The sequence below is a fragment of the Neoasaia chiangmaiensis genome, assembly GCF_002005465.1.
GTDB lineage: Bacteria > Pseudomonadota > Alphaproteobacteria > Acetobacterales > Acetobacteraceae > Neoasaia > Neoasaia chiangmaiensis.
Map to the genome: position 1 here is coordinate 2,862,037 of NZ_CP014691.1, position 19,718 is coordinate 2,881,754.

Below are 19,718 nucleotides of genomic sequence, written 5' to 3' on the forward strand. Positions count from 1 at the left end.
GACGATCAGCCACCACGGCGAGGCATCGCTGGTGCTTTCGTCGTCATTGCCTGCCCGGGCTTACCTCGGGATGGATATGCTGCGACACGACGGCGACACAGGACATGATGAGGGCATCGCGACGGTCGTCGGATACGAAGCAGTGTGGGCGGACCGACATGTCATCCGGGGTTGTCTCACTCGCTTTGGGGATAGGTGGCGATCAGCGCGGTCTGTCGACGCCATTGCCACAGCATGTTCATGGTGCCGGCGCCGCGATGGCCGCGTTTCTTCATCAGGTCGCCGATGCGGAACGCGCGTCCGTAGAAGTCGAACTGGATGCGGTAGATATCCAGCAGGTTCTTTTCGGGCGACCACATATGGATGGGTTCGGAACCGATGCCATTGACCTCGATGATCTGAAAATCCTGACCGGCCCGCAGGCTGTCGATTGATCTGAAGCGGAGATCGATCCGCCCATGATGAAAATCCGGGTAGGACTGGGCAATCCTGTCGATGCGCTCACTCAACTGGCGGGAGACGAGGGACGTAGCATCCCGAAATTGCGATCCCTTGGAGTGATTGCCGGTGAAAACGAGACGAACGCGCTCTCCCTGCTTCGGAATCGTATCAAGGCGTCCTGTCAGTCTCGGGAGATAAATGTGCGGGACTTTGCCGGCGCGCGGATGCGCCAGCACGAGATCGCGTAACGTTCTCACGCCATCTCCCGTCACTTCCGGGGGCGACTTGAAAGTCATCGACAGGATGCGGCCATGCTGTTCGGTCGGCTGGCGCGAGTAGAAGATGCCGGCCTCGTTCTCGTAGGGGATGAACGCCTGCAGCATGACGAGCGTGTCATCAGCGTATTGGCGCAGCGTATCCCGTAACTGTTCCCGGCTGGAGACAAGGCGCACACCGGCCCCCTTGCAGCCGATATCGGGCTTCAGCACGACCGGAAAAGAGAAACCGGCCGCGCTCATTTCCTTAAGTGCCGTTTCGAAGGCTGCGGGGCCTGTCGGGAAGGTGCGCCAGGGCGCGACATGACGCGTGGCGTCTGGGCCGCCCTGCGCCAGGATTTCGCTCTTGCTCTCGTTGCAGAGGCCGCCGCTCGGGATATGAGGGTTGGCGAGCGTCGCCACGGCGAAGTCGCGATAACGCAGACCAGACAATATCCAGAAGATAACCAGAGGGCCATAGATGACCCATCCTGGAAGAAATTCCGAAGGCGACAGCACGCGTTCCATACGCGCATCCTTGTCCGACACCGAAATTCGACCTGCGTTTCGAAGCGCGTCACTCATGACGGATGGCCGGCAGTCGTCTCGTGGTCATGCAGCATAGGGCAGTTCACGGTCTCGAAGCAGAAAAGGTGCATCGAAAGACGCCAGCGTTCGAAGGACAGTGGTGAAATCCTGTTGCGTGCCCGGAAGGAACGACAAGGTGCGCCGTATATGGCCGCTGGGTGCGATCAGATAGGCTGCATGTTCCTCGATCGGTGGCTCTGCGGGGCCCAGTTCCATCTGCGGACCGGCCCAGATTTTTTCGATCTTCCGCTGTGGATCGGCGACGACATGCAGGCCGCCGAATTCCGCGCCAGCGGTGACGTGGCCCTGCGGAACCGTGTGGGGTGCGCACAAGCCCAGCAGACGAACCGCGTTGCCGTCGACGGACGCAATGCCGCAGCGCAGGCTGGCTGGTGTGAAATCCGCAGGGCGGGTCAGGACAACGCTCCATTTCTCCCGCCGCCATGCGTGGAAAGTCGTCGCGCGCCCTGCGATGACGAGGGGAAACTCGGGTGCGCGCCAGCCGGGGAACAGTCCCATTGTAACCTCTCCATCAAGCGCTACCGCGCGGCAAAAGACAGGCCGCAATCGGCGATGGATTGGATAAAACAGAACCTAATCGTGTTTGTAAAGAAAAAACGCCAAAACGGTGAGTTAACCAATAAAAACACTTCAAAAAACAGTTAAATGGCAACGATGTATGGAAGCATCAGCGCAGGCGACGCGACACCCCTGTGCCGATTGCCTGGATAGCGCCGACGAGAAGGATAAGGACGCCGACCACGCTGAGCATGACCGTGGTGTTGAAGCGTTGATAGCCATAACGAATGGCGAGATCGCCCAATCCGCCGGCGCCAATCGTGCCGGCCATGGCCGATGCGCCAACCAGGGTCACCAATGTCACCGTCAGTCCGGCGACGAGGCCGGGCAGTGCCTCGGGGATCAGGACATGGCGCACGACCATCCAGCGCGAACCGCCCATGGCGCGGACAGCATCGACGAGCCCGGCATCGACCTCTCGTAGCGATACTTCGGCAATCCGCGCGAAGTAGGGCACAGCAGCGATGGAGAGCGGCACGATGGCCGCCGTCGTGCCAAGGGACGTCCCGACGAGCAGCCGCGTGACGGGAATCAGCAGCACGAGGAGAATGATGAAGGGGATGGCGCGCACCACGTCGATCAGGAAACCAAGGAATTTGGCGATCCACGGTGCGTGAACAAGACCGCCGCGGCCCGTCGCGATCATCAGCAGGGCCAGCGGCAAGCCGCCGATCACGGCGATGGCCCCGGATGCCAGAACCATTTCCAGCGTCTCGAAAAGGGCGTGAAGGACGAGTTCAGCGATCAGCCGGGACATGACCGAGCGTCTCCATTGTTTGGCTGATTTCCCGCAGGAAGGTGAAAGCGTCCGGCGGCACGTTGCCTGAAAGCCGCAGGATCATGTCGGCTGTCGACGCCCCCGCCAGATCGACGACACCGCCCTGGACAATCGTCGCCTCGACGCTGAAGCGGCTGCCAAGCGTTGAAAGGAGCGGCAAATCGGTGTTGTCGGGACCGATCGTCAGACGAACGACGGGCGCTGAACCGGGGGAGGGTTCCGCTTGCAGGCGTTGTTGCCACGCCGGCGGCAATTGTGGCCGGATGTCCGCAAGGAGTGTGGCGATCTGCCGGTTCTCGACGCCATCGCGCACGAGGTCCGCAATACTGCCATCTTCCACGAGGCGACCGTGATCCAGCACCAGTATCCGCCGTGCGAAACGTCGGACGACGTCCATTTCATGCGTGATGAGGACGATGGTCAGGCCAAGCCGGCGGTTGATGTCCGTCAGGAGTTCGAGGATGGCGGTGGTGGTGGCGGGGTCCAGCGCCGAGGTTGCTTCATCGCAGAGCAACAGGGCGGGCCCTGCCGCAAGCGCGCGTGCGATGCCGACACGTTGCTTCTGGCCGCCGGAAAGCTGCGATGGTCGTTTCCCGGCCTGTCCCGACAGGCCGACCAGTTCGATCAGTTCCGCTACACGCTGTGCCTGCGTTTTTCGCGGCGTGCCGGCGATTTGCAGGGGCAGGGCGATGTTGCCGGCGACCGTGCGTGATTCCAGCAGGTTGAAATGCTGGAAGACCAGACCGATCCTGCGCCGCGCCGCAATCAGCTCGCGTTCGCCAAGTGATGTCAGGTCCGCCCCATCAAGGAGGATGCGTCCTTCCTGCGGCCGTTCGAGCGCGCAGAGGCAACGCAGGAGCGTGGATTTTCCCGCTCCCGAGCGTCCGATAACGCCGACGATCTCGCCTCTCTCGATGTCGAAGCTGACATCGTCCAGTGCTGTTCGGCCGTGAAAGCGATGGCTGATGTGCTCGACGTGCAGAAGACTCATGACCAGGCGGGGACAATGGCGCCGTGATAAACGTCGATCAGCGCCTGACGCACATTGGGCTGATGGAAGGCATTGACGAGTGTCGCGACCCACGGCGCATGGGTGTCCTCGTCGTTGACGGCGATGAAGCAGACATAGGGATTGTTCTGTAGCGTCTCCTGTCCGATGCGCTGCCTGTCGATATCGATGCCGGCCTTACGCGCCCAGTCGGTGTTGACGATCGCCGCATCCAGATCCGGCAGCGCGCGCCCGACCACGCCGGCATCGAGTTCGCGTATCGTCACGTTATGCGGATTGTCCGTGATATCGAGTGCCGTGGGCAACAGTCCCGCGCTGTCGGATAGTTTCAGCACGCCGAGACCTTGCAGCAGTTTCAGGGCTCGTCCCTCGTTGCTGGGATCGTTCGGCACGCCGATCACGGCGTTGTTCGGTAGCGCGGCAAGGGATTTCCAGCGCTGCGAATAAAGGCCGATCGGTGCGAAATAGGTATTGCCCACAGGCGTGATGTGGAAACCATGCGCGGCGCTCTGGGCCTGAAGGAATGGGCCGTGCTGGAAGGCGTTGACGTCGAGTTCATGTTCCGCCAGCGCCTCGTCCGGCGCGTTGTAGTCCGAAAAGGTGATGATCCTGAGGGTCAGGCCTTCTTTGGCAGCGTTTGCTGCGGCGATGCGCCAGACGTCCTCGTCCTCCCCCGACATGATGCCGACACGCAGCACCTTGTCCGCATGATCTGCGCTTCTGGCACGGGTTATCGTGGCAAGGGACGCGCTGCCGAGCAGACTGAGCGTCAAACGGCGGGACAGGAGCGGGAGCACAGACATGATGACGAAACTCGATATGGGAGATGGCAAGAAACAAGGAAGACAATAAAAACGAACTAAATGAGTGGATCTATGTATTGTCACGAACAAAAAGACGCAACCATAATGTTTTTTTGTTGACACCATCGGATAGAGGCGTGAAAAGGCTCCGCTGAAACGGTGGAACTGGAAGCATGCCAAGGCAACGTTCGTGTAGATGGCGGCTGGATCGCCGCTATAGGCCGGTCGACCCGGCTTCATATATCGCCCAAGGATAGGCCGCTTACGCATGTGCCTATGTGCCCGGGCATTCGCAGGCTCAAGGTTTCAAGGCCACATCAAATGTTGAGTTCGACAATCATTGAAATCGACGGCGTTTTTCTGGGCGCGGCGATCCTGCTTGGACAGCAGGGTGCGCGTCGCTTCTATGCCACGCATGCGAGCGTAAAAATCCTTCATGACGTCGTCCTGCCGGATCTCGGGTCGCTGCGCCGTAAAGTGATCAGCCAGTTCCGTTCGCAGGGTGGCTGGAGACACGCCTGAACTTTCTTTCCAGATTGAGCGATGTGGCGATTGCCGGCCCCGCGATCATTGGCGAGAGTGCCTGCGGGCGGCGCCTGTCATCCTTTTGAATTGTCGGATTGGTCCTGAGTTCATACTGTGGCGGTATGGATTTTAGCCGGACGTTCCGCTCACTGCGCAACCGCAATTATCGTATCTGGGCAGCGGGCGCGGCGGTATCGAATATCGGGACATGGATGCAGCGCACTGCGCAGGACTGGCTGGTCCTCACGGAACTTACCCATCATAACGCGGCTGCCGTGGGTGTCGTCATGGGGTTGCAATCAGCGCCCCAGCTTCTGCTGTTGCCATGGACGGGATATGCCGCCGACCGCCTCGATCGGCGCAAACTCCTGCTGATAACGCAGGCGGTCATGGGCGTATTGGCGCTCGCTCTTGGGCTTCTGGTCGTTGGTGGTGTGGCGCGGCTCTGGCAGGTTGACGTCTTCGCGTTCGTTTTCGGATGCGCGAATGCATTCGATGCGCCGGCGCGTCACAGCTTCGTCTCCGAATTGGCTGGAGAGGCGGATCTGCTCAATGCGGTCGCGCTGAATTCCACATCGTTCAATGCCGGGCGGATGATCGGTCCTGCCGTTGCCGGGCTGTGCATCGGGGTGCTCGGTTCCGGCTGGGCGTTCGTTCTGAACGGATTGTCCTTCCTCGGCGTGTTGATCTCGCTTCTGTTCCTGCGGGTCGCGGATCTCCATCGCAATGCGCGTGCAAAACCTGCACGCGGTGGGTTTATCGAAGGTGCCCGCTATGTCTGGCGGCGGCCGGATCTGCGCGCGATCGTGGTGATTCTGGCGCTGATCGGCACGTTCGGCCTGAATTTCCCGATCTTCATTTCCACCATGGCGGTTGGCGTGTTCCATGTGGGCGCGGGCCGATACGGTTTGCTGACGACGCTCATGGCCGTCGGCACGCTGGCTGGTGCGTTGGCGGCGGCCAGTCAGGAGCGCGCGGATTTTCGGTCGCTCCTGACGGGAGCGGGTGCGTTCGCCCTCGGTTGCGCACTGGCGGCGTTGGCGCCCGATTATGCGGTGTTCGGCGCGATGCTGATGCTCGTCGGCGTAGCGACGTTGATGCTGACGACGACCACCAATACCCTGATGCAACTCACGAGCGAACCCGAGATGCGCGGCCGCGTGATGGCGATCCGTCTGGCCGTGGCGCTCGGTGGTACGCCGGTCGGCGCGCCGATGGTGGGGTGGGTCGCCAATCATTTCGGGCCGCGCTGGGCGCTGGGCGTCGCGGCGCTTTCGGGTCTGGCGGCGGCACTTGTCGCCGCGCGCTATCTGGCCTTCCGAAGGAATCAGGTTTCCGGCGTTTCCTGAGGCGCGCCCAGGGCGAGCAGCGGCTCGATATTCTCGGACATCAGGAGCGGGATCGCCGTGCGGATGCGTTCCTCCGGCCAGTCCCACCATGCGAGGTCCAGCAAGCGCGCGATGGTGGCGTCATCGAAGCGCCTGCGCACCAGTCGCGCGGGATTGCCCGCCATGATGGCATATGGCGGAACGGTGCCGCGCACGACGGCACCGGCGCCGATCACCGCGCCGGAACCGATATGCGTGCCGGGCAGGATCTTGCTGCCGATGCCGAACCATACGTCGTGCCCGATCACCACGTCGCCGCGCCCTTCGTGATCTTCATAGCCATGGGGCGCACTGTCCCAGAATTCACCCAGGACGCCGAAAGGATAGGTCGTTGCCAGATCCATGCGATGATTGCCGAGGATGATGGTGACATCCGATCCGATCGAGCAGAAATTGCCGATGGAGAGTCCGGCCATCTCGGGTTCGAGAATGCTGGGATGCCCATAGGTATAAGGGCCGATGGACCAGCCCCACCGCTCGATGTCCGCAGCGAGTTGATAACGCGTCAGCGCGGGAAAGACCTTTTTCGGATGGCGCGCCACGGAGCCTCCTGAAGTTCACGCAGGGAGAAATGCGGATTCAGCTTATCCGGCGCGCCGTGCATATGCCAGTACGGCGACGCGCAAGGCCGAGGCGAGGGGCCGCTCCGGCGGACGCCGGGCGTCGATTTCGCCGATCAGCGAGGCCAGTGAGCGCAAACCGGCCATTTCCTCCAGCACTGCCCAGAATTCAGGCTCCAGTGCGATGCTGGTGCGATGGCCGCTCAGCGAGACGCTGCGTTTGACCAGATCGCTCACGAGAGGCGTTCGACCGCCCAGCGTGCGGCCTCCGCCACGACGGCGTCGTCGTTCTGCGTGCGTGTTCGCGCATGATCGGCAAGCGATGCGTCGCCGGAATTGCCGATGGCGATCAGGACATTGCGCACGAAGCGGTTTCGCCCGATGCGCTTGATGGGCGAGCCGGAAAACAGCGTGCGGAATGCGGCATCGTCGAGCGCCACCAGTTCGGCGAGGCGTGGCGCGACGAGTTCGGATCGGGCGGCGAGCTTGGCTTCGTGTCCGGCCTGGGCGAAGCGGTTCCAGGGACAGACGGCCAGACAATCGTCACAGCCATAGATATGGTTGCCGATCAGCGGCCGGAATTCATGCGGAATGGGACCCGCGTGTTCGATGGTCAGATAGGAGATGCAGCGTCGGGCATCCATCCTGTAGGGCGCTGGAAAAGCGTTGGTGGGGCAGGCGACCAGGCATCGCGTGCAGGAGCCGCAGGCACCGGCCCGCGGTGCGGAGGGCTGGAGATCGAGCGTCGTGAAGATCTCGCCCAGCAGCAGCCAGGAACCATGGTCGCGCGAGACGACATTCGTATGCTTGCCCTGCCAGCCGAGTTGGGCGGCTTCGGCCAGCGGCTTTTCCGAGACCGGTGCGGTATCGACGAACACCTTGACCTGCGTGTCCGTGCCTTGCTTCACGACGAACTGAGCGACGTGCTTGAGCATGCCCTTGATGATGTCATGATAATCGCGGTTGCGGGCATAAACCGAGATATTGCCGCGATCGGCCATGGCGAGCGTCGCCAGAGGGTCGGTTTCGGGCGCGTATGAGAGGCCAAGCGAGATGACGCTTCGGACGTCCGGCCAAAGGGCTTTCGGATCGCCGCGCTGATCCAGCCGCTGTTCCATCCAGCCCATGGTGCCGTGCCAGCCGTTGGCGACGAATTCATGCAGGCGCGCGCGCGCCTCGTCCGGCAACTCGGCACGGCAGAAGCCGACGGCGTCGAAGCCCAGCCGCCGCGCATATTCGGCGATGCGGTCCTCGACGCTCTTTTTCACGGCACGGGCGGGATCGCGGGTTGCGGCATCTCGTTTTCCGTCCAGTCGCCGGCCGCCCAGTCGGCACGCAAGCCTGCCGCCACCGCTGGAAGGTTGCTGGCGACGATGGCGGCGCGGATCGTGCGCATCAGGCGCTGATAATACGCAAGATTGTGCCACGTCAGCAGCATCGGGCCGAGGATTTCGTTGTTACGGAAAAGATGGTGCAGATAGGCCCGGCTGTGGCGCGTGCAGGCGAGGCAGTCGCAATGCGGGCTGATCGGCCGGTTGTCTTCCGCGTGACGGGCGTTGCGCATGTTCAGCGTTCCGCGCTCCGTGTAGGCGCGGGCGGTGCGTCCGGCACGGGTGGGCATGACGCAGTCGAACATGTCCACGCCACGCTCGACCGCGCCGAGCAGATCGTCCGGCGTGCCGACGCCCATCAGGTAGCGGGCATGCGTCCCGGGCAGGAGCGGTGTCGTGTAATCGAGCGTCGAGAACATCAGTTCCTGACCTTCGCCGACGGCCAGGCCGCCGATCGCGTAGCCTTCGAAACCGATATCGGTCAGCGCCCTGACCGAGCGTTCCCTCAGCTCGCGTTCCGTGCCGCCCTGAACGATGCCGAACTGTCCATAGCCCAGCCGCGGCACGAAGGCTTCGCGCGAGCGTGCGGCCCAGCGCATCGAAAGCTGCATCGATTGCTCGATGCGCTCCGGTGTGGCGGGCAGGGCGGGGCATTCGTCGAAGCACATGGTGATCGTGGCATCGAGCGCGTGCTGGATATCGGTGCTGATTTCGGGCGTCAGTCGGTGTTTGCTACCATCGATATGCGAATTGAAGGTCACCCCGTCCTGGTCGAGCTTGCGCAGCGCGCCGAGGGACATGACCTGGAACCCGCCGGAATCGGTCAGGATCGGCCCGGACCAGTCCATCATGCGGTGCAGCCCGCCCATCTTCCGCACGCGTTCCGCGCCCGGGCGCAGCATGAGGTGATAGGTGTTGCCCAGCACGATTCCCGCGCCCGTCGAGCGTACAGCGTCCATCGTCATGGCTTTCACGGTGCCCGCCGTGCCGACCGGCATGAAGGTCGGCGTCGGCACGATGCCGTGGGCGGTGTGGAGATGACCCGCGCGGGCATTGCCGCAGGTCGCCTCGGTCATCCAGCGCATCGGGCTCATGGGGCGCGTTCCAGCAAGCAGGCATCTCCGTAGGAATAGAAGCGGAAACCGTTCGATACGGCGTATTGGTAGGTTTCACGCATGGTCTGGGTGCCGGAGAAGGCGCAGACGAGCATGAAAAGTGTCGAGCGCGGCAGATGGAAGTTGGTCATCAGCACATCGACCGCGCGGAAGCGGTAGCCGGGACGGATGAAGATATCCGTCTCACCGCGCCAGGGATGGACGATACCGTTTTTATCGGCGGCGCTTTCCAGCAGGCGCAGGCTGGTGGTGCCGACCGCGACGATCCTGCCGCCCCGCGCGCGCGTCTCGTTGATGGCGGCGGCGGTTTCCGCGTCGATCTCGCCCCACTCGGCATGCATCCGGTGCCTGTCGATGTCATCGTCGCGAACCGGCAGGAACGTGCCGGCGCCGACATGCAATGTCAGGGTGCGGCGCGTGATGCCCGCCGCGTCCAGAGCGGTCAGGAGTTCAGGCGTGAAATGCAGCCCGGCCGTAGGGGCGGCAACGGCGCCTTTCTGGCGGGAGAAGATCGTGCGGTAATCGATATCGTCCTGTTCGGTCGGGCCGAAAGGCCGGCTGATATAAGGCGGCAGGGCCAATGCGCCGACGCGGAGCAGGAAGGCGTCGAAATCGCCGCCTGCAACGCTGAAGGCGAGGCGGACTGCACCGTCGCCCTCATTTTCCGTGACAGTCGCCGTGACGGGGTCTTCTCCGAAGGTCAGCGTGTCGCCAGCCTTGAGTTTACGTGCATTGCGCGCAAGCGCGTGCCACTCGCCATTCGGCAGGATGCGGTCGAGCGTAATGCCGATCCTGGCCGTTCCGCGATGGGCGGCGAGCTGCGCACGGATGACGGCCGTATCGTTCGCAATCAGCAGATCGCCCTTCCGCAGGAGGGTCGGCAGCGCGCGTACGGCTGTCTCGGCCAATGGCGCCCCGGGCTGCACATGCAGCAGACGGGCGCTGTCGCGCGGTCGCGCCGGCGCAAGTGCGATATTTTCGGGCGGCAGGACGAAGTCGAACGCCGCCATGGCGGAAGGGGGGGCTGGCTGTGTCATGGGCGGGCGTTTCTTAAGGCATCGGGCATGCGCATGGCCAGTGAAGAAGCGCATAAGCGTGAAAAACCGATGCCAGTCACATTTTGTTTAATTGCCAAGTCCGGACACGCGCGGCCTTTCAAACGGAAGCGAAACAAGTCACGAGTGTTGTCCAATGCGTTTGTCCCTGCGATCCGTTCTTCTCCTGTCCGCTTTTCTTGCCGGTGGGGTTGCACGGGCGGACACGGTCGTCTCCGCCAACGACGCGCATTCGATCTTGAAGGATGGCAAGCAGGTGCTGCCATCGCCGCTCGAACCGGACACGCTTTCGGTTCTCGCCGCCGGGAAAGATGGCGTGTGGCGAGTGACAGGCAGCGGGAATGTGCCTGCCAGCGTTGTCGGACCGCCGACCGGGCTACTGGTCTTGCCGGGAGGCAAGACGGCGTTTGTTGCTTCGGCGACGACGGCCGATGTCGCGGAAGGCAAGATCGTGCCCGACGATCGGCTGAGCGTCGTCGATCTGAGCGGTCCTGTGCCGCACGTCGTCCAGACGGTGCATGCCGCGAAGGGCGTGACCACCATGCGGCTGACCCCGGACGGCAAGCATGTGCTGACGGCGAACGGCGTATCCAGCACGCTATGCTGGTTCCGATGGGATGGGCATCACCTGTCGGACAGGCAGGTCATCACACTGCCCACGCCGGGCGGCTTCACGGCGGGTGTTGCGATCCTGCCAGACGGCCGGCACGCGCTCGTGAGCCTCTGGAAAGGCGACAAGGTGTTCGGTCTGTCGCTCGACGGCGACAGGGTCAATGTCGATCCCGATCCGCTTCTGCTCGCACCCGGCGCATGGACCATTCGCCTGACGCCCGATGCGCATTATGCCGCCATCAACGTGCTGGGGCATGGCGAAGGCAAGCCGGGCGAGATCGCAATGGTGGATGCCTCGTCCTGGCCTTTGAAAATCGTGCAACGCGTGCCGGTGCCGAATGCGCCGGAGGGCATGGACATTTCGCCCGACGGACGTTTCCTTGCGGTTGTCTCGCAAAACGGTTCGGCAATGCCGCCGACCTCGCCGCTTTATCATCCGCGTGGAATCGTTACCGTGTTCGGATTGTCGGACGGTCGTCTGACGCAACTGGCGCAGGCGCCCGGCACGCTCTGGCCGCAGGGGCTGATCTTCTCGCCGGATGGTCGAAGCGTCCTGGTGCAAGGGGTGATGGATCGCACCTTGCGGACGCTGTCGTGGGATGGAACCCATCTAAAGGTCGTGGGCGACGCACCGCTGCCGGGTGGTGGCGCAAATATCGAGCGGCAACGCTGACAGATCCGGCGCTTGCCTCTATCCTGCCGGGGCCAAGCGTAATTCGAGTGAGGAGTTAACGAGATGTCCTATGCCGCTCTGGATGCAGCGCGCGTCGCCAAGGCTGCCAAATCGGCCCTGACTGCCCTGGAACAGACTGCCGAGAAAACCGAGGCGCATCAGCGCAAGACCGTGATGGTCGAGCGTATCCATGCGCTGGCCGGCGCCGCGGCCGATACCAATCAGCAGCCCGGCGGTGGCCTGGTGACGCTGACGTCGGAAGAATTCTGGTTGATCAGCCGCAACTGGTAATTCGATCGGAAACGGGCAGGGCCTTGGTCCTGCCCGTTGTATTCTGCGCGGTCAGAAAAAGATGGCAGCGCCGGCCGAGACCGTATTGTCGCTGTTATGATCGGGGCCGTGAGCCGCCGAACGTGTGTGGGCGTATTCCGCCATGAGTGTCAGCCAGTCGGTCAGGGTGAAATAGGCCGCACCCACTTCCGACTCGTTGCGGCGCACCATCAACGGAATGCTTTCGCCGGGTGCCTGATAAAGATTGCTGACGCCGTAGCTGCCGACCACCTTCAGGCGCGGGAATATCTTGTACGCAGCCTGCACATAGTAGCCTTCGGAATCGCGTTTGCGTCCCGACTGGCTCAAGCCGTCGAAAAACAGGCCGGTCGTGCCCAGGCCGCTGCCATAGTAGTAATAGGCCACGCCTTCCAGCCGCCCATAGGTCAGTTTCGTGCCGATATCGCCAGCGACCGCTGTCGTGCTGCGGCTGCTCTGGCTGGCGATGGCGGCGCCAAGCAGATGCTGCTGGTGCTCGACAAGGAAGCTTGACCAGATACGTCCCTTCAGACTGCCGACGTCGAAATCATAGGTAACCTTGCCCTGGACCATCGGCGAACTGTGCTGGACATTGGTGGCTGAGTATCCGCTGCCCGCGAAATTGAATTCGTCGAGCGGCTGGAAAATGCCGATCGTGCCCTGAAGGCCGTGATACACCGGCGATGCGTAGGAGATCTGCGGAATCCAGTCGGCATAGACATAGCCGACGCCGATGCGGCCCAGCGAGGTATTGGCCGGATTGGCGTTGCTGCCGGTCGAGCCGACGCTCAGCAATGTGGCATCGTTCAGGATTGCGTCGCCGCCGAACAGGCCGAGATCGCGACCGACCTTGAACGTGCCGATGTCCTTGTTGCCCACCGTGGCGAAGACCTGACGCACATCGAGGCCGGCCGTGCCCAGACCGACCGCGCTGCCACCGCTATTGGCGTTGAAGGCGCCCGGGTTGTTGTTGTCGAGGCCAGGGTAGAAGCCGAAATTCGCCGAAAGGTCGAGGCCGTCCTGCGTCGTGGAGAGCTTGACGAGCAGGCCTGCCGGCAGCAGGCCGTTGCGCACGCTCGATGTATCGAAGCCGCTGGCGCCCGTGGAGACGCCGCCTGCGACCGGCGTGCCGCCGCCCGGACTGTTGAACGTGTAGAAGCCGTTGACGAAGCCGGAGAAGTTGATGTCGATCTGCCCGGCCTTGATCGTGATGCCCTTGCCGGGAACATATTTGGCCACGCGCACGACGCTGTCGCTGTTCATGGCTGAGCGTGTGGAAAGCAGCGCCTGCCGGGCATCCTGCGCGCTGGCCTGCGCACGTGCGGCGGCATCCTGCGCCTGCGCCAGCAAGCTCAGCGAGTCGGGCGGGGGCGGAGCGTATGGCCGCCGGCTTTCGCCCGGCTGAATGCGGGCCGTTGTCTCGGCGGCGGAACCGCGTCGCGCCGCTGCCGTGCGTGTGCGCGGCGTGACGGGGTGTGCGTGATGGAGGTGCTTGGCAAGAAGGCCGTCATATTCGGTCTGTGTCAGGCTGCCCTTGGCACGAAGGATATCCAGAAGATCTGTGTAATCGTCAGCATGGGCCAAGTGGGAATGAAGCAGGAAACCCGAACCCATTGCGACTGCGAACATGAGGCGCGGGCGCTGCCTTTTAGACCGTGGCATTATTAATCACCGTTAGAAATAATGTTTTCGCAGCCATCTGATCGAGAGGTCGCCGAGAGCGAAAACTTCTTGGTCCGGTTTTAACAAATGCCTGAGGAATGAATCATACCGTTTGCGTTACAGTCATTACAACTTCGACACATTGCAGGAGGCCGGGTTGTCAGCCCTGATACGATGCGATCTCGATCAGGTTTCCGTCAGGGTCATGGATATAGACCGACGTCATCGGACCTAGTGCGCCGAGACGCGCCACCGGGCCTTCCACGATCGCCACGCCGCATTTCTCCAGATGTCGGATGACGTTTTCGCTGTCGATAGCGGTTGTGAAGCACAGGTCGCTGGCGCCGGGCGTTGCGGACTCCGCGGTCGTCCATCCGTCCGAACCACTGGGGCGGAGGTTGATCTTCTGTCCACCGAAGCTCAATGCCACGCGGTTGTTACGACCGTACTCCTCGATTTCCATGCCGAGCACGCGTTGATACCAGGAAGCCGAGATCGCACGGTCGCGGACGGTCAAAACGATATGATCGAGACGATCGACGGTGAAGCGCATGCCTGGCCTGCCCTATGGTTCTCAGTTGACGTGAGTATAGGACGAGAATTCAACTTGACCATGGGGCTTGCGCACGCGGGCGTGGCGTCAGGTTGCTGGCGAGGTCACAGGTTCGAACGAGAGTTCCGAGGCCGTTACGACGCGTGCAAGGCGCGGGAAGACATGCTCGATCGTCATGCGATGCAGATTGGCATCGGCGCTTGTGCACGCGTCTTCCGGCACGACGATGTCATAGCCCAGTTCCCAGGCGTGTCGCAGTGTCGATTCCACACCAAAATTGGTTGCGATGCCGCCCAGCACGATCGTCCTGATCCCGCGACGACGCAACTGGAGGTCCAGGTCGGTGCCGGTGAAGGCGCCCCATTGCCGTTTGTAGACGACGAGGTCGCCCTCCTGCCGCAGGTCCGATACCAGATCCGACCAGCCGGCGGGCAGCCCACCTTCCGGAAGCGGGAGCCGCGCATCGACATTATGCGATGGCGCATCGGCAAAATCGCTCGCAAATCCGACATGGACCAGCACGACCTTGACGCCGCTGGCGCGTGCCTTTTCCGCCAGCGCGCGACCGGTTGCGACCGTGGTCTGGCCGTCGCGCGGGGAGAGGTTCATGTTGACGATGCCATCCTGAAGGTCGATCAGCACCAGGGCCGTGGATGTCGGGTCAAGATTTAGCATGGGGATCGTGCTTTTCGAATGATGAGAGATCAGGACGGTTATGCGAGGATATCCTCGCATAAGTCAAGCGCCGTCACGCCCAAACGCCAGCGCGGTGTTGATCGTGTGGAGAAAATCCTGACGGCAGCGGCGGAGATTTTCGCCGAATCCGGCTACGAGGCGACGACGATGAGTGCCATCGCCGTGCGGTCGTCCACGGCAGTCGGCTCGCTCTATCGCTTTTTTCCCGACAAGAAGGCATTGGCGATCGAAGTGCTGGAACGCTTTGCAGTGGCTCAGCGTGAACGGCTCGACGCGCTTTGCATGCGGGACGACACACGCGATCCCGCTGGCCTGGCTGATGCGCTGCTGGCCGATGCCTTTCAGCCTGACCGGCTCCGTCAGGCTGCAAGCATGCTGATCGACATCCGTGACGATGCCAGTAGCTACCGGGCCGCGTTCCAGGCGGAATTCTGCGCACATCTGGCGCCACTGTTATGCCGTGTAGCGTCGCTCGGTGAGGAGACGGCGCGATACCGCGCCGTCATGGTGCTGCATTTGATGAAACTGGCGCATCCATTCTCCCAGCGCACCGATGGGCAGAGGGTGAGCGAGGAACTGCGGCGTGCGCTACGCCGCGTCATTGCGCCATAAGGGTCAGTTCTTGTCGCCGCCAGGTGGCCGTTTGCGGAACGCATCCAGACTGACGACCTGTGCGTCCTCGTGCGGCGCGGGAGGCTTGACCGGTTCGATATCCTCGGTTGTTTCCTCGGTTTCGATTTCGAAATCCTCTTCCGGTTCATCGGTGCTGAATCGTAGTGCCATGCGCACATGAGGATCGGCAAAGGCCGTGATCGCTGCGACCGGGATTACCAGCATGCTGCCGATGCCGCCGAACGAGAGGCCGACGGACACGATGCCCGTTTCACGGTTCACCTTCAGGTCCCAGAACTGATGCTGGAGCACGATGGTCATGTCGTGCGGATATTGGGCGCGCAGTCGAGCCGGGATGTCGACGCCGGGAAAATTGGTCAGGAATGTCAGGTAAAAGTGATGATCGCCCGGCAGGCCTTCCACTGCGGCGTGCTCGAGCGCGCGCAGCATGACCTCGCGATACGCATCTTCCACCCAGTCGTCGTAGGGCAACAGGCTCTCGGGCAGATCGCCGTCAATACCGTTGTCGTGATCGTCGCTCATCTTACCTGGTCCGTCGTATGAAAATCAGTCGCGCAGGGATGCGACAGATCGGACGTCATGGCAAGTGTGGGAGGGCTTCTGTTGCCCGGTGCCCTCCCGAACCGCGCTTACCGCTTATGCAGCGGCAGCGAGCACCTTCGTGTTATCGTTGGCACTTGTGATTTAGCCCGATAACGGCGGTACAATGCCGGGCAAAAGATAAGTCTTTACCACGCGTGTCGAGCCTGTTTCGTCCCCATGCTCGCCGCCCGAGGGTTGAAGCGAGAATTTGGTGGAGACGCCGGGCACTGCCCCCGGGTCCACAACGATTATTCCACTTACCGTTTATCGCCATAGCCAAGCGCCGAGGCGCTCCGGCATCACGGGATATAGTGGAGGATCAGGCCGTCGGCAAGGTGGTCAAAACAATCGTGGGATGCTAAGCGCGGGGCATGCCTTTGACTGACGAACAACGCGCCGAAATCGAGGCCCAACGCCTTGCCCCCGCAACGACGAACCGCCCGACGGTGCCGGCGCTGGAGGCGTTGCTGTTCAAGCCGTTCGAGTTGCTCGATCATGGCTTCGTCCGGGTCGTCGACTATATGGGCGACGACAGCGCGGTGGTGCAGGCGGCACGCGTTTCCTACGGGCGCGGCACGAAGAAGGTATCGGAAGATACGGGCCTGATCCGGTATCTGATGCGGCATCGTCATTCGACGCCTTTCGAGATGTGTGAGATCAAATTCCACGTCAAACTGCCTGTCTTCGTGGCGCGGCAGTGGATTCGCCACCGCATGGCGAACGTGAACGAATACTCCGCGCGCTACTCGATTCTCGACCGGGAATTCTACCTGCCGTCGCTCGATCAGGTCTCCGCCCAGAGCAAGTCCAATCGTCAGGGGCGGGCGGCGTCGCTGTCACCGGAGCGGGCTGCCCATGTGCTTGATCTGCTGCGCCAGGATGCGTCGCGCTGTTACGATCACTACGAGGAGATGCTCGATCCGGACGGCGTGGGCCTGGCGCGGGAACTCGCACGTATGAACCTGACGCTTAACACCTATACCCAGTGGTATTGGAAAGCGGATCTGCACAATCTGCTACACTTTCTCAGCCTTCGGGCGGACCCGCATGCGCAGTATGAAATCCGTGTCTACGCCGAAGCGATGATCGATATTCTGCGTGCATGGGTTCCGATCACCTGTGCTGCGTTCGAGGAATATCGTCTTGGCGCTTTCACGTTCTCCGCTGGCATGTTGGCCGTACTGCGACGGCAACTGGCTGGAGAGACCGTCGATCAGACCAACTCCGGCCTGAGCCGACGGGAATGGGATGAAATGCAGGCTGTCCTGCAATCGACCTGATGACCAGATGAGCGACCTCGACCAGATAATGCGGACCGGCGAGCGTATACCGCTCCCCGGTGAGCCGAGGCCACCGCGCTTTCGCCCGTTTCTCTGGGTCGCTGCGATACTGGTAATGATCGCGATCGGGATCGAGGTTTTCTGGCCGATCCCTAAATCACGTCCATTGCCATTCTGCGGTAACGCCGGGCAAAACGCGGAATGCGTCAAACGATAACTGCGGTCCTGCCGTTGCGCCGTATCCGAAATGCCAATTTCATTGAGCAGGCTTGTCCAACCCGAGCCAGGCGGGATGGCGGCGTTCGATCCATGCGAGAAGCGATGCGCTCAGGCGCCGGAACAATGGCACGTCTTCCGCCAGAAGAATGATTCCCACAGGAAGCATCCAGATACCGAGGATCGGCAGGAACCAGAGCATTCCGCCGATCAGGAACACGATTGCGGTCGGGATACGGATCCATCGACGCTCCGGTGTCAGAAGCCATTGAACGGCGTTTCTCACCTTTGTCGGAAGGCGATCCAATAAAAGGTGAATGCGGCGTTGCCGTTCAGCTTCGTTGTCATTTTGATGAATGGCCATGATACTTTAACGGCATACCGAATTTTTTGTTCCTTCGGCACTTTGCCTGGGTCTGCGCGTTTCTGTTCCCAGCATCACGCGAGACATTTTCGGCAACTATATGCATGAAGGGAATGTGACATGGTGAGGTATGCGACACTCGACAGCTTGTACCTGGCCATCAAAAATGGCGAGATCGACCTGTCAGCCAACCTGCCGACTTTCGGTGGGGATGAGCCGATCGACGTGCCGGAAATCTGGTCCTGGGATCCATATCGTTTCATGACCGGCACATGCGCTGCGGATTTGATATTGATCCCGCGCGATGAATGGGAAGGCGACGTTAAATACGACTGAGCGTATCGCCCAATGCCACTATTGCGGCCGCATCCAAATATACCTGCCGTTATCTGAGGTTGTGCCCGATGATATGAGAGATGGTGGACGCCAGAAAGCTGATGACCCGCTGTAGCAGGCCGCGTTCATAACTCATGATGCTTCCAGTTATGCACAGATTTGGTGGATGGTGTCGTGGGCATGATTGTGGAGAAACTGCCCCAGACATGTGAATCATGGGGAGAACGGCAGCATCTAGAATGCATGAGGAGAGAAGCCGGCCGCCCACGTCAATGCGATGATGAAAGCGCCGGCCAGTCCGATCAGCGCACATACGGCCACCCACCCGGCGCGTGAACTATCGGGCGGAACGGAAAACATGGCGATATCTCCCTAGGCGGCCTGAGTAAATCGGGGCGATTCGAAAAGCATCGCCTGCGGTGCAGCCTGTTCGGTATGCTGCGTGCCGGGTGTCACAGACCCCACAGGCCAGAAAAGCGCAATGAGAACAATCAATACAATGACGATGCCGATACCGATTGCGATGTTTCTGGTATTCATGTGAATAATCCTGCGAAAGCAGAAGTATTTCAGGGGGCAGGCGGCCTGGAAATTGGTGTTCTAAAGCGGCCTGCCAAAAATACCCGCGCTATTGGCCTGTTTTCCTTGGGGTCATGGCGTTGCCGGTTGCCTCAGGTGTCAGGTCTGCTTCCCGCAGTCTCAGACCGCCACGCCTTCCGGTTCCCTGAACGGCGTAATGCGCAGCACCGTAATGCGGTGGCTTATGTCGGGATTTTGTCGACTTGTGCGTGTGAGCCTTATGTGACATGGCAGGTCTCCCTTGTGCCATCATTGCAACTGGGATGGGTGCGATTGCAGCGCAAGATCAGCATGGAAATAATTCTCTGGTGAGTGCTCTGTCTCGCGATCTGACCTAAATCTTTCCGTCTTCGCCCCCTGCTGGCGTGCTTTGAACTTCCCATTTCGGCTTTATGCATGCATATAATGTCGTGACGGGTGCTTCTGTGCGATCGTTGACGCACGTTGTGTCTTCCGTTTCTCCCAGAAGTTATGTTCGCGCGCATATGTCCATGCGCGGCCGTCATGTCGAAAAAGGAGCCTTGTTATGGCAACAGGCACCGTAAAATGGTTCAACCCTACCAAGGGTTTTGGTTTTATCGCACCGAGTGAGGGTGGAGACGACGTTTTCGTCCATATTTCCGCCCTTGAGCGCGGGAACATCCCCACCCTTAATGAAGGGCAGCAGGTTTCCTACGAGATCGAAGTAGGCAAGAACGGCAAGAAATCTGCCGGAAGTCTTCAGGCCATATAAGTCCTGTAAAAAGGCCGCCTTTCGCGAGGCGGCTTTTTTTGTGCTGCGCCTGTTGCGGAAGGTT

At 61.4% G+C, this 19,718-nt stretch carries 25 protein-coding genes and 1 other RNA gene; 8 read left to right on the top strand and 18 right to left on the bottom strand.

What is annotated here, in order from left to right; genetic code table 11:
• Positions 1–176: 176 nt before the first annotated feature.
• From A0U93_RS13570 to A0U93_RS13590, 5 genes are all read right to left on the bottom strand, one after another.
• Entirely contained in the window at positions 177–1,280 is a 1,104-nt protein-coding gene (locus A0U93_RS13570) for an ATP-grasp domain-containing protein (RefSeq protein ID WP_077807800.1), read from the bottom strand.
• A 27-nt stretch (positions 1,281–1,307) separates the two neighbouring features.
• On the bottom strand, positions 1,308–1,802 hold the full coding sequence (locus tag A0U93_RS13575; protein WP_077807801.1) for a hypothetical protein: 495 nt from the start codon (positions 1,800–1,802) through the stop codon (positions 1,308–1,310).
• 169 nt (positions 1,803–1,971) lie between these two features.
• Entirely contained in the window at positions 1,972–2,619 is a 648-nt protein-coding gene (locus A0U93_RS13580) for a methionine ABC transporter permease (protein ID WP_077807802.1), read from the bottom strand.
• Positions 2,600–3,631, bottom strand: a complete 1,032-nt coding sequence (locus A0U93_RS13585; protein ID WP_077807803.1) for a methionine ABC transporter ATP-binding protein — start codon at positions 3,629–3,631, stop codon at positions 2,600–2,602. Before A0U93_RS13585 ends, A0U93_RS13580 begins: the two co-directional genes overlap by 20 nt.
• On the bottom strand, positions 3,628–4,452 hold the full coding sequence (locus A0U93_RS13590; protein ID WP_077807804.1) for a MetQ/NlpA family ABC transporter substrate-binding protein: 825 nt from the start codon (positions 4,450–4,452) through the stop codon (positions 3,628–3,630). Before A0U93_RS13590 ends, A0U93_RS13585 begins: the two co-directional genes overlap by 4 nt.
• Before the next feature lie 321 nt (positions 4,453–4,773).
• Here A0U93_RS13590 and A0U93_RS13595 point away from each other — a divergent pair, with 321 nt between their 5' ends.
• Both A0U93_RS13595 and A0U93_RS13600 read left to right on the top strand, forming a co-directional pair.
• Positions 4,774–4,974 carry a hypothetical protein gene (locus A0U93_RS13595; RefSeq protein ID WP_077807805.1) on the top strand — a complete coding sequence of 67 codons (201 nt, stop codon included), beginning with the start codon at positions 4,774–4,776 and terminating at the stop codon, positions 4,972–4,974.
• Between the two features lie 125 nt (positions 4,975–5,099).
• The gene (locus A0U93_RS13600; protein WP_077807806.1) at positions 5,100–6,326 is read left to right on the top strand and encodes an MFS transporter; all 1,227 of its coding nucleotides are present in this window, start codon (positions 5,100–5,102) and stop codon (positions 6,324–6,326) included.
• Here A0U93_RS13600 and A0U93_RS13605 read toward each other — a convergent pair.
• The 5 genes from A0U93_RS13605 to queA are packed head-to-tail and all read right to left on the bottom strand — an operon-like array spanning position 6,305 to position 10,381.
• Entirely contained in the window at positions 6,305–6,907 is a 603-nt protein-coding gene (locus A0U93_RS13605; protein ID WP_174807205.1) for a CatB-related O-acetyltransferase, read from the bottom strand. The two genes, A0U93_RS13600 and A0U93_RS13605, sit on opposite strands and share 22 nt — an antisense overlap.
• Positions 6,908–6,949: 42 nt before the next feature.
• Entirely contained in the window at positions 6,950–7,162 is a 213-nt protein-coding gene (locus A0U93_RS13610; protein ID WP_077807807.1) for a ribbon-helix-helix domain-containing protein, read from the bottom strand.
• The gene (queG, locus tag A0U93_RS13615; protein ID WP_077807808.1) at positions 7,159–8,193 is read right to left on the bottom strand and encodes a tRNA epoxyqueuosine(34) reductase QueG; all 1,035 of its coding nucleotides are present in this window, start codon (positions 8,191–8,193) and stop codon (positions 7,159–7,161) included. The genes A0U93_RS13610 and queG overlap by 4 nt, the downstream gene beginning before the upstream one ends.
• The gene (gene tgt, locus A0U93_RS13620; protein WP_077807809.1) at positions 8,190–9,350 is read right to left on the bottom strand and encodes a tRNA guanosine(34) transglycosylase Tgt; all 1,161 of its coding nucleotides are present in this window, start codon (positions 9,348–9,350) and stop codon (positions 8,190–8,192) included. Before tgt ends, queG begins: the two co-directional genes overlap by 4 nt.
• Complete coding sequence (queA, locus tag A0U93_RS13625) at positions 9,347–10,381, bottom strand: tRNA preQ1(34) S-adenosylmethionine ribosyltransferase-isomerase QueA (protein WP_147150709.1); 1,035 nt, start codon at positions 10,379–10,381, stop codon at positions 9,347–9,349. Before queA ends, tgt begins: the two co-directional genes overlap by 4 nt.
• A 181-nt stretch (positions 10,382–10,562) precedes the next feature.
• Between queA and A0U93_RS13630 the strand changes: the two genes are divergently transcribed.
• Positions 10,563–11,711 carry a lactonase family protein gene (locus tag A0U93_RS13630; protein WP_077807811.1) on the top strand — a complete coding sequence of 383 codons (1,149 nt, stop codon included), beginning with the start codon at positions 10,563–10,565 and terminating at the stop codon, positions 11,709–11,711.
• Between the two features lie 63 nt (positions 11,712–11,774).
• Positions 11,775–12,002 (top strand): hypothetical protein, encoded by a 228-nt coding sequence (locus A0U93_RS13635; RefSeq protein WP_077807812.1) that lies wholly within the window; start codon positions 11,775–11,777, stop codon positions 12,000–12,002.
• A gap of 51 nt (positions 12,003–12,053) precedes the next feature.
• On the opposite strand, the gene A0U93_RS13640 is transcribed toward A0U93_RS13635, so the two are convergent.
• From A0U93_RS13640 to A0U93_RS13650, 3 genes are all read right to left on the bottom strand, one after another.
• Positions 12,054–13,649: a porin gene (locus A0U93_RS13640; RefSeq protein ID WP_077807813.1), complete on the bottom strand. Its 1,596-nt coding sequence runs from the start codon at positions 13,647–13,649 to the stop codon at positions 12,054–12,056.
• Between the two features lie 193 nt (positions 13,650–13,842).
• On the bottom strand, positions 13,843–14,235 hold the full coding sequence (locus A0U93_RS13645; protein WP_077807814.1) for a VOC family protein: 393 nt from the start codon (positions 14,233–14,235) through the stop codon (positions 13,843–13,845).
• A gap of 87 nt (positions 14,236–14,322) precedes the next feature.
• Positions 14,323–14,910: a hydrolase gene (locus A0U93_RS13650; protein ID WP_077807815.1), complete on the bottom strand. Its 588-nt coding sequence runs from the start codon at positions 14,908–14,910 to the stop codon at positions 14,323–14,325.
• An 18-nt stretch (positions 14,911–14,928) separates the two neighbouring features.
• Here A0U93_RS13650 and A0U93_RS13655 point away from each other — a divergent pair, with 18 nt between their 5' ends.
• Positions 14,929–15,543, top strand: a complete 615-nt coding sequence (locus A0U93_RS13655) for a TetR/AcrR family transcriptional regulator (RefSeq protein WP_077807816.1) — start codon at positions 14,929–14,931, stop codon at positions 15,541–15,543.
• Positions 15,544–15,546: 3 nt separating this feature from the next.
• Here the strand turns inward: A0U93_RS13655 and A0U93_RS13660 are convergent, their stop codons facing one another.
• Both A0U93_RS13660 and ssrA read right to left on the bottom strand, forming a co-directional pair.
• Entirely contained in the window at positions 15,547–16,086 is a 540-nt protein-coding gene (locus tag A0U93_RS13660) for an SspB family protein (RefSeq protein WP_077807817.1), read from the bottom strand.
• A gap of 67 nt (positions 16,087–16,153) precedes the next feature.
• Positions 16,154–16,484: a transfer-messenger RNA gene (gene ssrA, locus A0U93_RS13665) on the bottom strand.
• A 33-nt stretch (positions 16,485–16,517) separates the two neighbouring features.
• Here ssrA and thyX point away from each other — a divergent pair.
• The gene (thyX, locus tag A0U93_RS13670; protein ID WP_077807818.1) at positions 16,518–17,426 is read left to right on the top strand and encodes an FAD-dependent thymidylate synthase; all 909 of its coding nucleotides are present in this window, start codon (positions 16,518–16,520) and stop codon (positions 17,424–17,426) included.
• Positions 17,427–17,682: 256 nt separating this feature from the next.
• Here thyX and A0U93_RS13680 read toward each other — a convergent pair whose 3' ends face one another.
• Positions 17,683–17,928: a hypothetical protein gene (locus tag A0U93_RS13680; RefSeq protein WP_245824917.1), complete on the bottom strand. Its 246-nt coding sequence runs from the start codon at positions 17,926–17,928 to the stop codon at positions 17,683–17,685.
• Positions 17,929–18,126: 198 nt separating this feature from the next.
• Here A0U93_RS13680 and A0U93_RS13685 point away from each other — a divergent pair, with 198 nt between their 5' ends.
• Positions 18,127–18,342, top strand: coding sequence for a hypothetical protein (locus A0U93_RS13685; RefSeq protein WP_077807821.1), 216 nt, complete (start codon positions 18,127–18,129; stop codon positions 18,340–18,342).
• Between the two features lie 234 nt (positions 18,343–18,576).
• Here the strand turns inward: A0U93_RS13685 and A0U93_RS16995 are convergent, their stop codons facing one another.
• Positions 18,577–18,702 (bottom strand): hypothetical protein, encoded by a 126-nt coding sequence (locus A0U93_RS16995; protein WP_255318254.1) that lies wholly within the window; start codon positions 18,700–18,702, stop codon positions 18,577–18,579.
• Positions 18,703–18,714: 12 nt separating this feature from the next.
• Complete coding sequence (locus A0U93_RS16665; protein WP_170233432.1) at positions 18,715–18,882, bottom strand: hypothetical protein; 168 nt, start codon at positions 18,880–18,882, stop codon at positions 18,715–18,717.
• A 565-nt stretch (positions 18,883–19,447) separates the two neighbouring features.
• On the opposite strand from A0U93_RS16665, the gene A0U93_RS13690 reads away from it, so the two are divergent.
• Positions 19,448–19,654 carry a cold-shock protein gene (locus A0U93_RS13690; RefSeq protein ID WP_077807822.1) on the top strand — a complete coding sequence of 69 codons (207 nt, stop codon included), beginning with the start codon at positions 19,448–19,450 and terminating at the stop codon, positions 19,652–19,654.
• Positions 19,655–19,718 lie beyond the last annotated feature (64 nt).

Coding starts and splice junctions, on each gene's coding strand:
- A0U93_RS13570 (WP_077807800.1), bottom strand. CDS start 1,280: ATGAGTGACGCGCTTCGAAACGCAGGTCGAATTTCGGTGTCGGACAAG.
- A0U93_RS13575 (WP_077807801.1), bottom strand. CDS start 1,802: ATGGGACTGTTCCCCGGCTGGCGCGCACCCGAGTTTCCCCTCGTCATC.
- A0U93_RS13580 (WP_077807802.1), bottom strand. CDS start 2,619: ATGTCCCGGCTGATCGCTGAACTCGTCCTTCACGCCCTTTTCGAGACG.
- A0U93_RS13585 (WP_077807803.1), bottom strand. CDS start 3,631: ATGAGTCTTCTGCACGTCGAGCACATCAGCCATCGCTTTCACGGCCGA.
- A0U93_RS13590 (WP_077807804.1), bottom strand. CDS start 4,452: ATGTCTGTGCTCCCGCTCCTGTCCCGCCGTTTGACGCTCAGTCTGCTC.
- A0U93_RS13595 (WP_077807805.1), top strand. CDS start 4,774: ATGTTGAGTTCGACAATCATTGAAATCGACGGCGTTTTTCTGGGCGCG.
- A0U93_RS13600 (WP_077807806.1), top strand. CDS start 5,100: ATGGATTTTAGCCGGACGTTCCGCTCACTGCGCAACCGCAATTATCGT.
- tgt (WP_077807809.1), bottom strand. CDS start 9,350: ATGAGCCCGATGCGCTGGATGACCGAGGCGACCTGCGGCAATGCCCGC.
- queA (WP_147150709.1), bottom strand. CDS start 10,381: ATGGCGGCGTTCGACTTCGTCCTGCCGCCCGAAAATATCGCACTTGCG.
- A0U93_RS13630 (WP_077807811.1), top strand. CDS start 10,563: ATGCGTTTGTCCCTGCGATCCGTTCTTCTCCTGTCCGCTTTTCTTGCC.
- A0U93_RS13635 (WP_077807812.1), top strand. CDS start 11,775: ATGTCCTATGCCGCTCTGGATGCAGCGCGCGTCGCCAAGGCTGCCAAA.
- A0U93_RS13640 (WP_077807813.1), bottom strand. CDS start 13,649: ATGTTCGCAGTCGCAATGGGTTCGGGTTTCCTGCTTCATTCCCACTTG.
- A0U93_RS13645 (WP_077807814.1), bottom strand. CDS start 14,235: ATGCGCTTCACCGTCGATCGTCTCGATCATATCGTTTTGACCGTCCGC.
- A0U93_RS13650 (WP_077807815.1), bottom strand. CDS start 14,910: ATGCTAAATCTTGACCCGACATCCACGGCCCTGGTGCTGATCGACCTT.
- A0U93_RS13655 (WP_077807816.1), top strand. CDS start 14,929: ATGATGAGAGATCAGGACGGTTATGCGAGGATATCCTCGCATAAGTCA.
- A0U93_RS13660 (WP_077807817.1), bottom strand. CDS start 16,086: ATGAGCGACGATCACGACAACGGTATTGACGGCGATCTGCCCGAGAGC.
- thyX (WP_077807818.1), top strand. CDS start 16,518: ATGCCTTTGACTGACGAACAACGCGCCGAAATCGAGGCCCAACGCCTT.
- A0U93_RS13685 (WP_077807821.1), top strand. CDS start 18,127: ATGGTGAGGTATGCGACACTCGACAGCTTGTACCTGGCCATCAAAAAT.
- A0U93_RS16995 (WP_255318254.1), bottom strand. CDS start 18,702: ATGTTTTCCGTTCCGCCCGATAGTTCACGCGCCGGGTGGGTGGCCGTA.
- A0U93_RS16665 (WP_170233432.1), bottom strand. CDS start 18,882: ATGAATACCAGAAACATCGCAATCGGTATCGGCATCGTCATTGTATTG.
- A0U93_RS13690 (WP_077807822.1), top strand. CDS start 19,448: ATGGCAACAGGCACCGTAAAATGGTTCAACCCTACCAAGGGTTTTGGT.